This window comes from Acidobacteriota bacterium, assembly GCA_016208495.1.
Classification (GTDB): Bacteria; Acidobacteriota; Blastocatellia; order Chloracidobacteriales; family Chloracidobacteriaceae; genus JACQXX01.
On sequence record JACQXX010000017.1, the window covers coordinates 55,008 to 71,765 of the forward strand.

The 16,758-nt window shown below is 49.5% G+C and carries 13 protein-coding genes; 8 read left to right on the forward strand and 5 right to left on the reverse strand.

Annotation, left to right across the window (positions count from 1 at the left end; genetic code table 11):
* Positions 1 to 95: 95 nt before the first annotated feature.
* Positions 96 to 1,007, reverse strand: coding sequence for a LysR family transcriptional regulator (locus HY774_02925; GenBank protein ID MBI4747408.1), 912 nt, complete (start codon positions 1,005 to 1,007; stop codon positions 96 to 98).
* Between the two features lie 240 nt (positions 1,008 to 1,247).
* On the opposite strand from HY774_02925, the gene HY774_02930 reads away from it, so the two are divergent.
* Positions 1,248 to 1,745 (forward strand): outer membrane beta-barrel protein, encoded by a 498-nt coding sequence (locus HY774_02930; protein ID MBI4747409.1) that lies wholly within the window; start codon positions 1,248 to 1,250, stop codon positions 1,743 to 1,745.
* A gap of 260 nt (positions 1,746 to 2,005) precedes the next feature.
* On the opposite strand, the gene HY774_02935 is transcribed toward HY774_02930, so the two are convergent.
* Positions 2,006 to 3,175, reverse strand: a complete 1,170-nt coding sequence (locus HY774_02935; protein ID MBI4747410.1) for an aminotransferase class I/II-fold pyridoxal phosphate-dependent enzyme — start codon at positions 3,173 to 3,175, stop codon at positions 2,006 to 2,008.
* A 188-nt stretch (positions 3,176 to 3,363) separates the two neighbouring features.
* Positions 3,364 to 4,248: a DNA/RNA non-specific endonuclease gene (locus tag HY774_02940; protein ID MBI4747411.1), complete on the reverse strand. Its 885-nt coding sequence runs from the start codon at positions 4,246 to 4,248 to the stop codon at positions 3,364 to 3,366.
* A gap of 435 nt (positions 4,249 to 4,683) precedes the next feature.
* Between HY774_02940 and HY774_02945 the strand changes: the two genes are divergently transcribed.
* From HY774_02945 to HY774_02955, 3 genes are all read left to right on the forward strand, one after another.
* A complete protein-coding gene (locus HY774_02945; GenBank protein ID MBI4747412.1) occupies positions 4,684 to 7,719 on the forward strand; it encodes a S8 family serine peptidase in 3,036 nt (1,011 codons plus the stop codon).
* 640 nt (positions 7,720 to 8,359) lie between these two features.
* Positions 8,360 to 9,040, forward strand: coding sequence for a hypothetical protein (locus HY774_02950; protein ID MBI4747413.1), 681 nt, complete (start codon positions 8,360 to 8,362; stop codon positions 9,038 to 9,040).
* A 38-nt stretch (positions 9,041 to 9,078) separates the two neighbouring features.
* Positions 9,079 to 9,528: a hypothetical protein gene (locus HY774_02955; GenBank protein MBI4747414.1), complete on the forward strand. Its 450-nt coding sequence runs from the start codon at positions 9,079 to 9,081 to the stop codon at positions 9,526 to 9,528.
* A gap of 45 nt (positions 9,529 to 9,573) precedes the next feature.
* On the opposite strand, the gene HY774_02960 is transcribed toward HY774_02955, so the two are convergent.
* A complete protein-coding gene (locus HY774_02960) occupies positions 9,574 to 10,911 on the reverse strand; it encodes a hypothetical protein (GenBank protein ID MBI4747415.1) in 1,338 nt (445 codons plus the stop codon).
* 481 nt (positions 10,912 to 11,392) lie between these two features.
* Between HY774_02960 and HY774_02965 the strand changes: the two genes are divergently transcribed.
* The 4 genes from HY774_02965 (at position 11,393) to HY774_02980 (ending at position 15,877) form a co-directional block, all read left to right on the forward strand.
* The gene (locus HY774_02965; protein ID MBI4747416.1) at positions 11,393 to 12,619 is read left to right on the forward strand and encodes an ATP-grasp domain-containing protein; all 1,227 of its coding nucleotides are present in this window, start codon (positions 11,393 to 11,395) and stop codon (positions 12,617 to 12,619) included.
* 34 nt (positions 12,620 to 12,653) lie between these two features.
* Positions 12,654 to 13,073 carry a universal stress protein gene (locus HY774_02970; GenBank protein ID MBI4747417.1) on the forward strand — a complete coding sequence of 140 codons (420 nt, stop codon included), beginning with the start codon at positions 12,654 to 12,656 and terminating at the stop codon, positions 13,071 to 13,073.
* 299 nt (positions 13,074 to 13,372) lie between these two features.
* Positions 13,373 to 13,540, forward strand: coding sequence for a hypothetical protein (locus tag HY774_02975; protein ID MBI4747418.1), 168 nt, complete (start codon positions 13,373 to 13,375; stop codon positions 13,538 to 13,540).
* 21 nt (positions 13,541 to 13,561) lie between these two features.
* On the forward strand, positions 13,562 to 15,877 hold the full coding sequence (locus HY774_02980; GenBank protein ID MBI4747419.1) for a TonB-dependent receptor: 2,316 nt from the start codon (positions 13,562 to 13,564) through the stop codon (positions 15,875 to 15,877).
* A gap of 167 nt (positions 15,878 to 16,044) precedes the next feature.
* Here HY774_02980 and HY774_02985 read toward each other — a convergent pair whose 3' ends face one another.
* On the reverse strand, positions 16,045 to 16,734 hold the full coding sequence (locus HY774_02985) for a hypothetical protein (GenBank protein MBI4747420.1): 690 nt from the start codon (positions 16,732 to 16,734) through the stop codon (positions 16,045 to 16,047).
* Positions 16,735 to 16,758 lie beyond the last annotated feature (24 nt).

Below are 16,758 nucleotides of genomic sequence, written 5' to 3' on the forward strand. Positions count from 1 at the left end.
TAGCGAAGTAGCGAAGTAGCAAATAGTAAAAACCAAAACGACTTGCTTCATGAGCGGTTAAGTAACGAAAAGAAGTGGAGTTCGTGACCTGCTGACTACAGACTACTGACTCCAAACTGGTATAAGGAAGAGGCGGCTGACTGGAGGGCGGTCAGAAATTCAGTGTGGCGAGGGCGGTTTTCAACCGTGACTGCAAATACCTGAGAAACATACCCATCCAGTTTTTGGAAACCTGAAACGTGATACAGCGACTGCAAATCGCTGGCAACCAGGGCTGGCGAAACAAAGAACCCTCGCCCGGTTGATCCAAGCAGTTTAATCAGTGTGCTGTCGGAATATTCACCCACCACGACTGGTGTCACGCGATGCCTTGTCAGCCAGGCTTCCAGGGAGTGTCGAAGCTGAAATTGTGGGCCAGGTATGAAAAAGGGGGATTGATTGAGTGATTCTGGCAGGTTTGAATTCCACTTTGAGATCAAATCCGGGGTGCCAAAGAGCATCAAATCTGATTCAACCAGCAAATGATTCTGTGGCCTGACGTTTTTCAGGGTAAGTGGACTATCACTGAGCACGATATCCAGTTCATTTCCTTCAAGTTGGGTTTGTAATTCTTCCGTGCGTAGTGTGATGCAGCTCAGTTTTAAGTCCGATACCTGGTGTTGGATGTGGTCAATTAACCGACAATAGAGAAGTTTCGTTACCCCTTCGCTCATACCAAGCCGAATAGGTGAAGTCATTTTTTCGGGCAATCCCTGCAGTGTATCAGTGAGATTTTTTCCCAGCGCAAAAATTTCGGCGGCATATTCAAAGACAATATTCCCGGTTTCAGTCAGCGTTTGATGTTTGCCTTTTCGGGCAAACAGCGGTTTTCCAATGGTTGTTTCCAGCGACCGAAGTTGCGCACTGAGGGTTGGTTGGCTCAACCCAAGTGTCCGGCTGGCCTGGATGACACTCCCCTCTCGGGCAACTGTCCAAAACAAAAACAAGTGGTGGTAGTTTAATTCCATCTGGAAATGTTCTCGGAAATACAGATGATCGAAGATTTGTTAAACTCATTATAGAAAATTTAACAAATTTAACAAGCATCCTGGAAAATATTAGAATCAATCTATTGAGCATGCGTTTATGAGCAAAACTGAACTAGCGAGGTCCGACGACAATCAGTGCAACACGTAATGCACCTGCGGATAGTGGTTCAATAATCATTTGACAGACAATTGACAGAAGAAATTAGGAGAACAATCAGTATGCTGAAAAAATTCTTGTTTGCGATCACATTCGTGCTGGCTACTTCATTTTCAACGCTGGCACAGGATCCGCCGGAGAACGAAGTGGTGGCCGGATATACCTATTTGCGCGGTGATGAGTTGAAGGCAAACTTAAACGGTTTCAATTTTTCCTACACCCGGTATCTGAATGATAACTTTGGGGTTACTTCCGAAATTGGGGCTAACTTTGACTCCGGCATCAATACGTTCACGTACTTGATCGGCCCGCAAATCGCGGCCAATCGGGGGGGAAGAGTGTCACCCTTTGCTCATATTTTGGTCGGAGGCGGGCGAGTGAGTATTGAAGACTTCGGATCCAGCAATGGGTTTGCCGTTGCTCTTGGCGGAGGGGTTGATGTAAAACTGAATGATAAAGTATCCATTCGACCTATTCAGATAGATTACCTTCCGATCAGATTTAACGGAGGCACAATCCACAATGGCCGCGTCGGTGCCAGGATAAACTTCCGATTCTGAGGTGACAAAGTGACAAGGTGACATCTGACAAGGTGACAAGGTGACATCTGACAAGGTGACAAGGTGACATCTGACAAGGTGACATCTGACAAGATGACAAGGTGACATCTGACAAGGTGACAAGGTGACAAGGTGACATCTGACCAAATGACAACGTGACAGAATGATCTATTGTCACCTTGTCAGATGTCACCTTGTCATTCAGTCACCTTGTCATTTGTCACCCGGTCACCCTGTCATTCAGTCACCTTGTCACCTCATTACGCTTCGCGAATTTTCTTTAACGCATCTGAAAAGTCTTCAATCAGGTCTTCGGTTGCTTCCAGGCCGACCGAAAGGCGAATCAAGCCGTTGCTAATGCCAGCCTTTTGCCGATCTTCAGGTGATAGCCCTGAGTGAGATGTCTGGACAGGCCGGGTAATCAGTGATTCAACCCCACCCAGACTCGGCGCTACGACAGGCAAAGTGACGTTTTTCAGAAACTGTTCTGCCGCCCGTTCTCCGCCTTTGAGTTCAAAACTCAACACACCGCCATACCCTTTAAACAGCTCGCGTGCAATTTTATGATCTGGATGGTTTTCCAGCCCGGCATAATTCACTTTTTCAACTGCCGGATGTTCCTGGAGAAATTGTGCCAGTCGGAGTGTGCTCTGGTTTTGATATCGCACCCGCACCGCCAGGGTTTTCAGGCCACGATGGAGTAAAAATACAGCGTGGGGATCAAGACAGCCGCCCAGATGGTTGATTTTATGGGCAATAGTTCTCAGCAATGATCCTCGTCCAATAATAGCGCCGGCGACAATATCTGAATGCCCGTTAAGGTATTTGGTGCAACTATGGAGCACCAGATCATAGCCGATTTCGATTGGGCGAAAATTGATTGGGCTGGCAAAGGTGCTGTCAATAATCGAAATCAATCCGTGAGCGCGAGCAAATTCAACCACCCTCCGATGGTCAATAACCTGGAGCAATGGATTTGTCATGGCTTCGACGTAAATGGCGCGGGTATTTGGCTTGACCAGTGATTCCCATTCTTCCGGGGTGTTTGGCTGAATAAAATCGTAGGAAAGCCCAAATTCCGCAAAATCCTCAGTGACCAGATTATGCGTTCCGCCATACAGGCAGTTTTGCGCGAGCAGATGGCCGCCGGGTGAAAGCAGCGTCAAGAGCGTGGAAGAAATTGCTGCCATCCCGCTGGCTGTCACCAGCGCGGCTTCTCCATTTTCCAATGCGGCCAATTTGGCGTGAACCGCTGCGTGGTTGGGAGTGTTGTTGAGGCGGATGTATTTCAGATCGTGGTACGAACTCGTGCCTTCATATTCAAAGGTCGAGGATTGGAAAATGGGCATGGCGACCGCACCTTCAATTTTGGGGTGCGGTTCTCCGGCGTGGATGAGTTTGGTTTCAATGTTTTTGTACGTTTTGGTCATGGTTGTCTCTCTTTTTAGGGCTGGAAAAACCAGGGCTGAAGACTCGCAAGCTCGGGGCTGAGGGCTTGGGGCTGAAAGAAAACCAGGGCTGAGGGCTTGGGGTATGAACCCCGGTTTCTTCAGCCCCAAGCCCCAAGCCCTGGTTTTCTAGCCCCAAGCCCCGAGCCCTGAGCCCCAGGTCTTCCGCCCTACTCCTTATCCATCTTTGATTTCAGGGCTTTTTGAACATTGGCTGGCAGATTGGACAACAATTTGTACCCGGTGTCTTTTTCAATGGCGGCCACGGTGGTGCGAAATTCCTGCCAGTCGCGGGTTCTGACGTCTTCTTCGTTTGGCATGGAAATGGCGATCACGCGGGTGTTTTCAGTGATTCGGTTCAGGTCATTGCTTCCGTTTTTCAGAACCACAATCACCTTCCAGGTTTTCTTGGGTACTGACACCTTCCCGTTGGCGATTTTTTCTTTTTCGCCGCTTCCGCCGCAGATGATATACAACTCATTTCCGTCTTCGACGAGCCGGCGAGAGTATTTTTCCAGATTGGCCCAGGGGCCCTGATTATTTCCGCCAGCTTGAGGGATGATATTGGTCATCACAAACACGGCTTCGTTGTCTTTTTCGGTTTTGTCCCGGTCGGCTGACGGGCACATATGGCCCCGATCATAGCCACTGTTGGTGTAATCCTGCGGAGTCACTTTGTACCATCCCGCCGGAAGCTCTGGATCAGCTTTAAACTGGCTGCGTTCAACATCGCCTAAATCGTTTTTGTCCAGATGCCAGGAAACCCAGTTTGGAATTCCTTTATCGCGGTTATAGCTCATCGCAAATTGTTTGCGTTCGCTCAAGAAGTTCGCCGGGCTGGAAGTATCCGGTTTGGCATTGCTTGGGTTCCCAAGCGCCAGGTTTGAATTGGCGCCAGCTTTGGTGTTTCCACCTGAAGTGTCAGTCGAAGACTCTTTCTCCGTGCCGCCTTTTTTGTTGTCTGAAGGGGGTTCTGGTGGGAGGCAGGCGGTTAATCCAAGTGACAGGCTCAGTACAACAGCCATCAATCCAAGCTTAAAAACAGACTTTGGCATAAGTGATTTCTCGATCCTGGTTGAAAAAGAGGATTTGCAGCCAGTTGGGCAGAAATGACACGGATGAGGCTGCACAGGGAATTGATTCTTCACACTCTAGCGCAAAGCACGGGTTGAGTCCAAAAATCAAAGCACTCGCCTCCATGAGATTTGTTCCCAGTTCGTTCTTTTGGTCCTTGATGTCCCTTAAGTCCTTTTCAAACAACCAGGCGAAGTACCTGTAACTTGTTGGGAAAATTGTATTTTTTTGAACCCTGAACCCTGAACCCTGAGCCCTGATTGGCTTTCACCGGTCAACTTTATCGCGGTTTTCAATGATTTTTTGGACTGAATTGGTTTAGAGTTGGGTTAACTTGCCTATACATCGCACTGCACGTCAACCGACCTGTTTTACTCCAAAAACCAAAATCAGAAACTCAGTTGGAACCCCGATTTATGTCACCTAAGAACCAAAATCCACGCCAAACACAAACAGATAAACTTCATAAAATAAAGATTTTTCAGCGCGTACGCACCAAATCCCGATTTTTTCTCTTTCTATTGACGAGCTGTCTCTTGCTTGCTGGAGTTCAATATCGAAACGAAGCCGCACTCCAGGCCGCAACTGGCCCCCAGGCCCGATTCGCTTCAACAAGTGCTCAAAAGAACCAGCCGACCCAAAAGATCCCAACTGCCAGCCAGGAGAGTCCGATTGCTGAATCAGCCTTACAGCAGATGCAGTGGTTGATTGAGGCCAAGGCAAAACGAACACCAGTTCAACGGAAAATTGATTCAAATTTGCTGTTTTTGCTTGAAACGAGTCAGGGAACGAATCAAACCCGGATTCCAAATCAGATGCTGAAACCAGCGGTTCAAACTGGCACGGATGGCCGGGTTGAAGTGGAAATCTGTAGCGAACTCTCTGACACCGTGCTGCAGACAATTACGGCTGCTGGCGGACAGATCAGCTATAAATCTCCCAAATACAGAACGATCCAGGCCAGACTTCCGCTTGCCTCTTTGGAAAAGATTGCTGCATTCCCGGAAGTGTATTTTATCCAGCCCCGGCAGGAAGCTTTCACCCGGCGGGCACAATCTCCAAAATCCAGCCAGATTCAAATCCAACCGGAAACTGATGATAGTTTTGAAGCTCGATCCAAAAGAGTTCAGTCATTTTTAACCAGTGCGATTCCACAACTCGTCCAAACCCAGAACGGAGCGCTTCGTCAGCCATCGAAGGTCAACACCACCGAAGCCGATGTTGCCCATCGTGCCAGACTGGCCCGAACGACCTTTAACGCTGATGGAACGGGAATCAAAGTTGGCGTGTTGTCAGACAGCGCCAGTTTTGCCCAGTTGCGGAGCCTCCAGCGAACTGGCGATCTGCCCGCCAATGTGACCATTTTGCCGGGCCAGGAAGGCGAAGGGTCAGACGAAGGTCTGGCGATGCTTGAAATCATCCACGACATTGTTCCTGGAGCACAGCTTTTCTTCGCCACGGCCTTTAACGGAATCACCAGTTTTGGCGATAACATCCGGGCGTTGCGGGATGCCGGCTGTGACATCATTGTGGATGACGTGGGGTATTTTGCCGAAACCGTTTTTCAGGATGGTCAGGCGCCAAATGTCATTTCACGGACGAATGGCGGTGTTCCACTCCAGGCAGTGATTGATGTGTCGCGAGACGGCGCACTGTATTTTTCATCGGCTGGAAACTCAGGGAATAAAAATGATGGCACGTCGGGGGCCTGGGAAGGTGACTTTGTGGACGGCGGCCCCATTGGGCGACCAATCCAGGGGGCTGGTTCGCTGCATGCCTTTGCCCCAGGGAAAAACTTTAATGTCATCACCGAATTGTCTGGCGGAAGCCGTGACTTTTTCACGCTCAACTGGTCAGACCCGATGGGCGGGTCCGCCAACGACTATGACTTTTTCCTGTTGGATGCCACAGGACGAAATATTCTTGGTTTTTCCACCAACCCTCAGGATGGCAGCCCAGGAAGCGACCCTTTTGAAATTATTCCGTTTAATGGCGGTTCAACCGTGAATACCGGAATCCGGCTGGTGGTGGTGAAGCGTCCAGGGGCGGCTGTCCGGGCTCTCCATATCAGTACCAATCGCGGAGAACTTGAAATCAGCACTTCCGGTCAGATTTATGGTCACGCCTGTGCCGGTGAGGCGTATGGTGTCGCCGCCGTGAATGTCGCCACGGCACAGGGCGGTATCTTTCGCGGAGGCCCTGCCAATCCGGTTGAGACCTTCAGTACCGATGGGCTCCGGCGGTTGTTTTTTGATGAAGCCAGTAACCCCTTGACCCCAGGAAATCTTCTGTTTGCAACCAATGGCGGCGTCAATCGCCAAAAGCCGGATATTGCCGCAGCAGACGGAGTCAGTACCGCAACAGATGGATTTAATCCATTTTTTGGTACTTCAGCGGCGGCCCCGCACGCGGCGGCGATTGCAGCGTTGATTCAATCAGCAGACAGGTCGCTCAAGCCAACTGATATCCGAACCATTTTGCAAACTTCGGCACTCGACATCGAGGAACCTGGGCCGCGTCCCGGAACTGGCGTTGATCGGGATTCAGGGTTTGGATTGATTGACGCCTTTGTCGCACTGGCGCAGGTCAAAAAACAGGCAGTTATTCAATTAAAAAATGTGACCTTCCGCGAAGCTGCCGGCGGGAATGGAAACGGGTTTGTGGAACCCGGTGAATCGGGTGAACTCCTGGTGACGGTTGAAAATGTCGGTGGCGGTCCGGCAACGGAGGTGATGTCTTCGTTTTCGCTGGCGAGTCCTGTTCCAGGCGTGACCTTAAATGGAGGCAGTGCTATCAGTTATGGAACCGTGGCCCCATTTGAACAAAAAACGGCAACCGTGCCGGTGATTGTGACCCTGTCGCCAACTGCACCTTGCGGCGCCAATCTGGGAATCAATATTTCTGCTTCGTTTGCTGGAGGTCCCTCGCCCAGCACCGACACCATTTCACTCCAAACTGGATTTGTGGTTGCCATTGACGGAACGCTTGGAAGTCCAATGTCTTCAAGCTTATTTACCAGCACGACCGGGATTCAGGTGAAAAAACGATTGGCCAGGTCTGGGACTGAATTTTCGACCTGTGAAACGCCGAAACGCGGGCAGCTTTTTGATGATGAAAAGGGGCAACGAAAATTTGATGCCTACACGCTCAAAAACCCAACCAGCAGCCCGATCTGTGTAACCGTTGCGTTTTCAAGCACCTGCGGGAGTTCCGACTTGTTCTCAGCCGCTTATGCTCCGGCGTACAACCCGAAAAAAGCAATTTCAAATTATCTTGGAGATGCAACGTTAAGTTCCCCGAGTCAGTCAGCGGAGCAGACCTATTCATTTATGGTTCCAGCTAACTCTGATTTTGTCATTCTGGCGGTCGCGGTGAACCGGGTCGGAGACAATGACGGAACAGGCTGTCCGTACAAAATCCGGATTTTGGGCGTTGGATGTGGGGCACAATAATTAGTGCAACATCTTGTTTCAGAGGAGGATACAACGGGTACAGAATAATACTTGTTAATGAAAAGGAAAGAACACTCTGTTGGCTTCAGCAAAGTCGTCATTGAGAACATTTCAATAGACGTAAATTTGATTGGAGGTCAATATGAGCCAATACATTTGGTTATCACTCGTGGCAGGGTTCCTTCTGATTCCTGTCTCCTGGTTTTCACTTCAGGAAAATACGCCTTCATTTCTGTCACCCGGTCCGATGGTGCTGGTGATCCCGTTATTTCTCGAAATACCACGATATATCATCGTGCTTATTCCCACCGTTTTGTTTTGGCTATGGAGTTTTCATTTATTGAAAGGGGAAATACAAACCCCGTTTCGCTCACTCGTTCTTTGTATTCTCCTGATAGTGTTGAGTGGAATAGATCTGCTCTATTGCTGGCCCTATGGTGTGGCATATCAAGGGTTTCATCACACGCTTTGGATGTGCCTTTTGAATGTATTTTTTGGGTTAATGCTCATCCTGATGGCATGCATTCAGAGTGTTAAACCTTCATTTGGCTTAAACCTGGCTTTTCACTTTTGGATTTTTCTTTGGCTGGGTTGGTGTGCCTTTCCTTATCTGGGTGAAAGTCCATAGGAGAGATGTTGTATGAGGAACCTGTTTTTTCGAACGGTTTTGTGTTTCGGGTTTTGTATCGTCCAGTTGATTCCAGCCACAGCTAAAGGAAGGGAATATCTGGTGAATTTCCCGTTTGCGGTTCTGGATGGCAGTGGTGAATTGATTCAAACTCAAAAAAATACTCACCAGCCAAAACTGGATCTTTCAAAATTGATTTCCATCAAGTTAATTCCACCAGTCCAACCTTGTTCAATAAACAGTGCCTGCGCCGTAAAGGTTCAAATTCAGAATATCTCCGGAAAATTACTTGAAATCAATGACCCGGAAGTAACCCTTTTTTTGGATTTAGGCAGTGTGGACCAGCTTGATCAAAATGGAAATTTGCCTCCGGGAATGTGTTTGGCGCCAGTTGATTTAGGGACTGGAGAAACTATTGGACCCGCCGTAGAACAAACACCCCTGGTTTTGCGAAAAAACGAAAAAAAACAAATCGAAATGGATCTCTCACGGTTAGCCTGGAACTCTACTTACCACAGAACTAAATGGCCAAATAAACAATTTGGCGAGCTGGTTTCGACCGGAAAACACACACTTCAATTTGTTATCAGTAAATCGATTCACGACCCAATAGACAAAGATGGTCAAGTAACCTACTGGCTGGAAAAAACAAGGGTGTCCTCAAACCAAATTTCCCTGACCGTGACTGAATAATTTCTGGTAATGAAGCCCTGAACCGTGAAGGAGTGACCATGAAGACAAGATCTTTATTTTTGGTGATGTTTGGCCTGTATGTTGGGGCTTGCCAGTCAAATCCAGTTCCTCAAAAACCATCGCTTGAAACCAAACCAGTTCCTGAAAAGGCGAATTTGGTTACACCGCATCAGCCAAAGCTCACCCGAAAAACGGTTGTTCATCTTGTGCGACCACACGATAGAGCCTTCATCATGATTGAAGATAAACAGTATGGTTTTGCCCCGAACGAGTTGTGCCAGGCACTCTGGGAGCACAAACAAAAGTGCCCTGATACCTACTATGAGTTTGAATCAGATATGAAACTTGATGCTTCCCTTGAACAGCAGATCCGGAATGCGTTTCGATGTGCTGGCGTTCGGGTTTGGCGGTTTTGGTTACCAGTTGGAGCTATTCCTGGTGGCCTTGAGGAACGTAAAGATGGGAAATTCGATTTTGGGCCAAGCTGAAAAAACTGCGGAGTGCGGTGTCAAGCCACCGCACTCCACACAGGGTCATCGTCCTTTTCGAGCCTTGAGCACATTCCGAACATACAGTTCGGTCACGGGTTGCTGCTGATAGTTCTTTCCAAGCAGAGCCTGTAATTTGGTCATAGCGACTTCGGGGGAATCGCCGGTGTTGGCCTGATGCCGCTGCCAGAATTTTTCCCACCAGTCAGCCGGCTGGATTTTCGCCCCGACATATTCGGTCACGCGCCCGGTTTCGCCTTCGGTAACGAGACTTCCGACATAATCGCTCTGGGCATACACCCGGTCAATTTGTTGTTTGATGGATGCCAGATCGGCAGGGCTGACCACGCCGTTTGAAGTTGCCTTGTAAAACTGCACGGTCACCCGAACCGGCAAATTTTCATCGCGTTCGATTTCGAGATTGTCAATTTCAGTGAAGGGCCCTTCGATGTCTCCGTGGCCAATGACTGCATTTTCAACATCGCTGCGTTTTCGAAGCGATTCCATTTCAGGCGGTGCCGCACAGGCCACGGTCATATCGCTCTCCACATCCTCAAACTGCATTGGACGCTTTTGTTTGAGCGGGATTTGAACCAGCAACACCATGTTGAGTCCTGTCTCAGTTTTTTCAGTCCCAACGGTTGGAGCCGTCCCAGGATCGGAAGCTTTTGCCCGGAAATCACTTTCGCGTTCACCGGTCAGACTGGCACGCTGGCCTCCGGCATTGTGAAACAACCGTTGGCCCCACACGGCGCCGGTTTCAAACGCATCTCGTTTGTTATCAATGACTGTGACGCTGGTGCCTTCGCGGGTGGCCAAAACAGTCAGCACGGCGGGGTCTCCGGCATAGGATTGATAATTAAATACCACCGGGTTAAATGTGGCCGAGCCGTTTTTCGGAATTGGCAAGAAACACGCCTGGGCACTCACCAGCACTTTGCTATCGCGTGGGGCAATCAATGTTTTCTTTGGGGTTTTCCAGGAACCAGGATTGGTCAGGTACAGCGTCGGATTTTCAAGGAGTTCATAGAGCGAAATCCGCTGGAGCGGTTGATCGTTTTGATTGCCGACCAGCAGCGTGAAATCACGTGGGTCGAGGTCGCAACTTTTATCCGAAAAGTTTGGAAATCGGATCACCGGCATACAGGTGACGGTGAATCGTTCGGTTTTCGGGTCGCGGGCTGAAACCTGGATCGTCATATCACTGATGTTTGAACCGACTGCTGAGCCTTTATAGCGTCCGGTGTCTTCCCAGGTAACGTTTAAAATATCCAGCCCATGTTTGGTGGCCAGTGCCATCGCCTGTTGATTCGAAACCATTTGGGCCGTATCTGAAACAACTCTGGTATAGGCCGCAAATTCTTGAGCCGAAAGCGGTACCAGCTTTTTCTTTTCCACTGGTTTCTTTTCCGGTTGATCAGGTTGGGGAATGATTTCAGACGTTGCCAGTTCGTCAACCACCAAACCCGGTTGAGCTGACGCCGTTGGGATTGAGGTGCTCGAGCGGTTGAAATTTCGATAAACAAAACCACTGGCGAATGCTGTGGCCAGAATGAGAGCAATGATGATCAAATCTCTCCGGAAAATCATAGGAACTCCTTGTGTTTGGTATTTGGCGGCTGGGCCTGGGGTTTGAGGTTTTTTGGATACATTGGATTTTCAGCCTTCAGCTCAAAATCTTCAGCCCTCAGCCCGTTCTTCATAGTCTCGCCGGTTTCAAAAAGGTTCCCTGATGCTTTCACTTTCTTCACTTGGAAAAGCGGCGGTCAACCCGTAGAATTGCCCCGCGTTACCTCCGTCACTCATTCCCATGAAAGCTTTGTTGCCCCATTAACCCTGGTAATTTTTCCATTTTCAAATACTTATGGCTCAAACAAACGCCCTCAACATTTTGTGTCTTTCAAGTTTGTTTGCTGGTGCGGAATTTATGCGCGAATGTCGCCGGTTGGGGCATCGCGTATTTTTACTCACCAAAGAAAAAGCACTCAAAGAAAACTGGCCTCGTGAAAGTTTGGAAGACCTGCTCGCTTTGCCCAATGATGCTGAAAACAACCTGTTCATTGAAGCCGCCAGCCATATTGCCTCCAAATTCAAATTGGACCATGTCGTGGCATTGCACGAATTTGACGTGTTGACCGCGGCCTTGATCCGTGAGCACATGACTATTTCCGGCATGACGGCCTCCCAAACTCGGTTTTTCCGTGACAAATACACCATGCGAGTTGCGGCACAGAAGGCGGGCGTTCGGGTTCCTGACTTTGTACAGGTCCTCAATCACGATGACATCAATGCGTTTTTGCATCGGGTACCGCCTCCGTGGATGCTCAAACCCCGGTCGAGCGCCGGGGGAATTGGCATCCGCAAATTAACCAGTGAGGATCAGGTCTGGAATACCATAAAAGAACTTGAACACCGACCGCTGCTTCACGAACGTCCATCTCATCACCTGATGGAACAATATATAAAAGGAGATGTCTATCACGTTGATTCATTGATTTCGGGCGGGCAAATTGTGTTTTGTTCGGCCAGTCGGTATAGCCGTCCACCATTTGACATTTATCATCATGGCGGAATTTTCATCAGTTGTATCATTGAGCACGGCAGCGATGAGGAAAACCAGCTTTTTGAGTATAACAAGCAAATTTTGGACAGCATGGGGCTGACGGACGGTGTGGCTCACGTCGAATTTATCAAAGGCGCGGCTGACGGGGAGTTTTACTTTTTAGAGATTGCCTCGCGGGTCGGCGGAGCCTTTATTGCCGAAACTTGCGAAGCCGCCAACGGAATCAGTCTCTGGACCGAATGGGCAAAACTTGAGACTGCCACCCCGCAAAATCCCTATAAACCACCATTTGCGGCCAACAAATACGCCGGGATCATTATGTCGCTGGCCCGTCAGGAATGGCCAGATACTTCGGAATATACTGATCCAGAGATTGTTCATCGGGTGAAAAAACGCTATCACGCCGGTTTTATCGTGGCTTCACCCAGTTATCAGCGGGTACAGGAATTGCTCTCTCACTATGAGGAGCGGATTTCTGAGGATTTTACCGCAGTGGCGCCACCCCTCGAACGTCCTGAAGAGTTATGAGGAAAGTCGCCCTGCGGACGGAACGGAGGGTCATATGTTTAAAAATATTCTCGTCCCCGTCGGACTTTCAGAACGCTATGCTGGTGCCCTCAAAATTGCCAGCGATTTAGCCAGACAAAACGGCGGAAAGGTGACGCTCCTGCACGTGATCGAGTTGATCGTCGGCTTGTCGTTGGAAGAAGGGAAGGACCTCTATGATCGCCTGGAGCAAACTTCCCACGAGCACCTTGACCGGCTGTCAAACCAGTTGGAACGCGCCGGGATTCCGTTTGAAGAGATCATTCTCTATGGCCGGGTGGCTCAGGAGATTGTCCGGTTTGCCGAAGAAAACAAAAGCGACCTGATTGTACTGGCCTCACACCGGATTGACCCCTGCAATCCGGGATACAACTGGGGCACCAACAGTTACAAGGTCGGCATCCTGGCGCAATGCCCGGTCATGCTGGTCAAGTGAGGCACAAGAGCAGAATGAAGAATTGACTGGGATTGCTTTTTGAGGCAATGGGCCTGGTCCATCTTTTACCTTATACGGAATCGAATGAAACCAACAAGGGTGACAGGTGGGTCAGGCCCTTTGTTTTTCCCAGCCACAGTCGCTACTTGACGACAGATTGGAATATTCAGTTGTGGAAATACACCTGCATGAAACCAAAAATGCAGGTGAAGCCGTAGGCAGGTTCATCTCTGGCTACGATCATCACACTCACAACCTGGAGCACCAGATCCCAACCGGCAGCACACCACTACGGCCTGGTGGTCCCCATCACCGATCTGTACCTTGACCATCACTATTGCCTGGAAACAGCCATTTTGTGCGGCATCGCGGCTGAGATTCAGGCACTGACTAATTTTTTCAGAGAAGAAAACATTTTTGATTGCAGGATAGCCAGTTTTTTTCATAATTCGTGTTACGAAATTTAAATTTGTAGCACATTATCATTTATGAAGGATTTTGATATGTTCTTTTATGGAAGACTCACCCCTTTCACCTGGTGTCTCCCACGCACCTGGTTATTGCCGGCAATGCTGGTGGTCAGTTCCTGTTTCGGGGTTTCGGCCCAAACTCCGTATACAGTCGCCGGGATGTTGGTTGATACCCGCCAAGCACCGATTGCCGACGCCACGGTCATCATTCGCACCGCCGCCAGTGAACAATCGGTGACAACTGACAAGCAAGGTCATTTCCGGTGTGAGGTCACACAGAAGGTCACAGCGGTGGTGGTGGAAGGGAAGAATTTGATACGGATCGAGAAAACGATCAGTCCAGGCGAGAAAGTCGAGAGCCTCGAAATCGAAGCCGACTATATCGTGTCTCCGGTTCACGACACGATTGTCATCAAAGGCGATACGACCGAGCCGACCATCAACCGCCAGGATGATACATTGTATCGTGAAGGCTTTCCGGCTCGCGATGACCAACTGTTTTTCCAATTCGGGAGCGGCATCAACGCCGGCCAGCACGAAGGCGGCGGGAAAAGCCTTGAAATCCGTCGCTTCGGATTCAACCTCGACCATGGCGGTGTTGGACCGGGGTTGCTCGTGCGGGTGGATAATTTTGACCAAAACCAGTCCACCCAGGGGCACGGCCAGGGGTATCTCGGGCAACTCAAATCGCTTTCGAGCGAACTGGTGGATAATGTGCAAATCCTGAATGGTCCGTTTTCGGCCCAATACGGCAATTATTCCGGTCTCGGCGTGGTCCAGATTTCACTCAAGGAATCTCTTGCAGAAACCGCCATTGTCCGGTTGCAGGGCGGCTCGTTTAACACCAAGCGCGGCTTTTTTGCAATCAGTCCGCAAAACGGATTTTTGGCCTACGAACTGACCCGCACCGACACCCCGTTTGATAAACCCTATGACCGCGACAACCTCACTGGTTCCTACAAGTTCAACCTGGGAGCGGAAAAAAGCCTGGCGTTCAAGTTCAATTTTGGCCGGAACGACTTCTTTTCATCCGGTCAGCTTCCAACTGACTTAATTGCCAGCCGCGATTTGGACCGTTTCGGGGCAATTGACGGCACGGAAGGTGGTCGGGTGCGGACCTTCAACGGTTCGGTGTTATTCAAGAAAGAGTTCCAGGACGGATCGTCCTTGAAACTAGACGGCCTGATGGCCCGGTCGCTCTTTGATCTCTACAACAATTTCACGTTTTTCCTGGAAAATGAAGCACCTGGCGATCAGTTCAACCAGCACGATTCGAGATTGCAGCAAAGCGCCAACGTGCAATATCTGAAGCCCTACAAAATCGGCGGATATGATGCGTTGCTGACCACTGGCGGCGGATTTCTGGCGAATCAGATTTTTGTCACGCTCAACAAAAGTTTCAAACGTGACCCATATCTCAATATCACTGACGTGCGAGCCAAAATTGCAACCTTCAGCGAATACGTCCAAAACCACTTCCATTTCGGGAGAGTGCATCTTGATCTGGGTCTGCGGCTCGACACCTTTTATTTTGGCGTCCAAGACCGGAACGAACCGCAGTTTGACGGTTCCACCACTTCCACCAAAGCCCAGCCGAAATTTGCGGTCGAATTTCATCCGGTGGAGCGCCTTCCGTTCGGCTTGTATTTCAACTATGGACGGAGTGTTACTTCGCAGGACGCGCGCGGCGTGGCCCAACGTCCAGAAGGCCCAAAGGTAGCCACCTCAGACTTTTACCAGACGGGCTTTGCCTTGAACAAAGAACGGTTTGGGCTCTCGACCACCACGTTTTTGATTGACCAGTCCCAGACACAGGTCTATATCACCGATGACAACACCATTGAACTCCAGGGGCCGAGCCGGAGTTACGGCTACGAGATCAAGGGTTCGGCCAAACTCCTGCGTTTTCTGAGCCTGAATGCCTCTGGAACTAGAGTTATCAATGCTTTTTTCAAAGGAACAGAGCCGCGTGAATATCTCTCAAACGCTCCTTCATTCACGTTCAATGCCAACCTGATTCTTTCAAGTCTGGCGGGTTTCAGCGGCGTGCTCAGTTACCGGCATATCAACAGCTATATTCTGGATTCGGTGAATACATCAATCCGGGCCAGCGGTTTGGATGTGGTTGATTTCAAGTTGGCGAAGAAACTCCCCAAAGGTGTCGAACTCAGCATGAACATTGATAACTTGTTCAACAAGAAGTATTTCGAGGTGCAGAACTTTGGTGAATCGCGTGTGCGCCCTGGTGCGGAGGCGGTCGAGCGCATTCACGGAACACCTGGGTATCCGTTCACGCTGACCTTTGGAGTGACCTATCGGTTTGGAGAAAAGTAATCCGACAGTGTTTGATTGCAGAAGGGGTATACCAATTTGGGCTGAGGGTATCGGGCTAAGGGCTGAGGGAAATACAATAGTCTCAATGTCTTAGCCTTTCCATAATGCGGGGATTTCATTCCAAAATGGTATACATTCTCCATTCTCAATTCTTCCTTCCTGTATTTTCATTCTTCATTCTTCATTCGTTTTTTGACCCACCCATCAATGACCGGGTCGGCCTCGCGGGGGATGATATGTCCGCAATCAAACACCTGAAACTCAACTGAACGGGCACGCTGTCGGAGCTTTTCGGCATTTTCACCCATCCGATCCGGCGTATAAAACTCATCAGTGGCACCACCGAGATAGAGCACGTCAAAATTTCCCGCCTGGTATTTTCCTTCACTCTCCCAATCACCTGGAATTCCACCAAACAGGCCCACTACGCCGCGAACTTTTTCGGGATGGGTGAAGGCATATCGAAAATTAAGTGCCACCGATTGCGAAAACCCAATCAGGAATGTCTGGGGACGATCAATGATGCCTTCGGCAGACAGGTCGGTGATGATCTGGTTGACATTGGTATGGTGCAGCACAACTGATTCGTGTGATTTAAAGTTTGTAAGCCACCCAAATCCAAACGATAAAGGTTTAGCTTCGTCGGGATAAACCAGATGCTGGTGCGGGCCTTGAAGGCTTGCGATGACACAGTCCTGTTTGATCATCCGCTGGGTCAGTCGGAGCATTGATTTTTTGTCTCCGCCATAGCCGTGAGTTGCAATGACCAGTGGCCGAGGTTGATTTCCTTCAGGTACATACAGGTCATAATAGCAGGCAAATTCCTGCACCATTCGTCGTTCACTGATATTTTCCATGGCACTGCCTTTCAGTTGAAAATT

Coding starts and splice junctions, on each gene's coding strand:
- HY774_02925 (MBI4747408.1), bottom strand. CDS start 1,007: ATGGAATTAAACTACCACCACTTGTTTTTGTTTTGGACAGTTGCCCGA.
- HY774_02930 (MBI4747409.1), top strand. CDS start 1,248: ATGCTGAAAAAATTCTTGTTTGCGATCACATTCGTGCTGGCTACTTCA.
- HY774_02935 (MBI4747410.1), bottom strand. CDS start 3,175: ATGACCAAAACGTACAAAAACATTGAAACCAAACTCATCCACGCCGGA.
- HY774_02940 (MBI4747411.1), bottom strand. CDS start 4,248: ATGCCAAAGTCTGTTTTTAAGCTTGGATTGATGGCTGTTGTACTGAGC.
- HY774_02945 (MBI4747412.1), top strand. CDS start 4,684: ATGTCACCTAAGAACCAAAATCCACGCCAAACACAAACAGATAAACTT.
- HY774_02950 (MBI4747413.1), top strand. CDS start 8,360: ATGAGGAACCTGTTTTTTCGAACGGTTTTGTGTTTCGGGTTTTGTATC.
- HY774_02955 (MBI4747414.1), top strand. CDS start 9,079: ATGAAGACAAGATCTTTATTTTTGGTGATGTTTGGCCTGTATGTTGGG.
- HY774_02965 (MBI4747416.1), top strand. CDS start 11,393: ATGGCTCAAACAAACGCCCTCAACATTTTGTGTCTTTCAAGTTTGTTT.
- HY774_02970 (MBI4747417.1), top strand. CDS start 12,654: ATGTTTAAAAATATTCTCGTCCCCGTCGGACTTTCAGAACGCTATGCT.
- HY774_02980 (MBI4747419.1), top strand. CDS start 13,562: ATGAAGGATTTTGATATGTTCTTTTATGGAAGACTCACCCCTTTCACC.
- HY774_02985 (MBI4747420.1), bottom strand. CDS start 16,734: ATGGAAAATATCAGTGAACGACGAATGGTGCAGGAATTTGCCTGCTAT.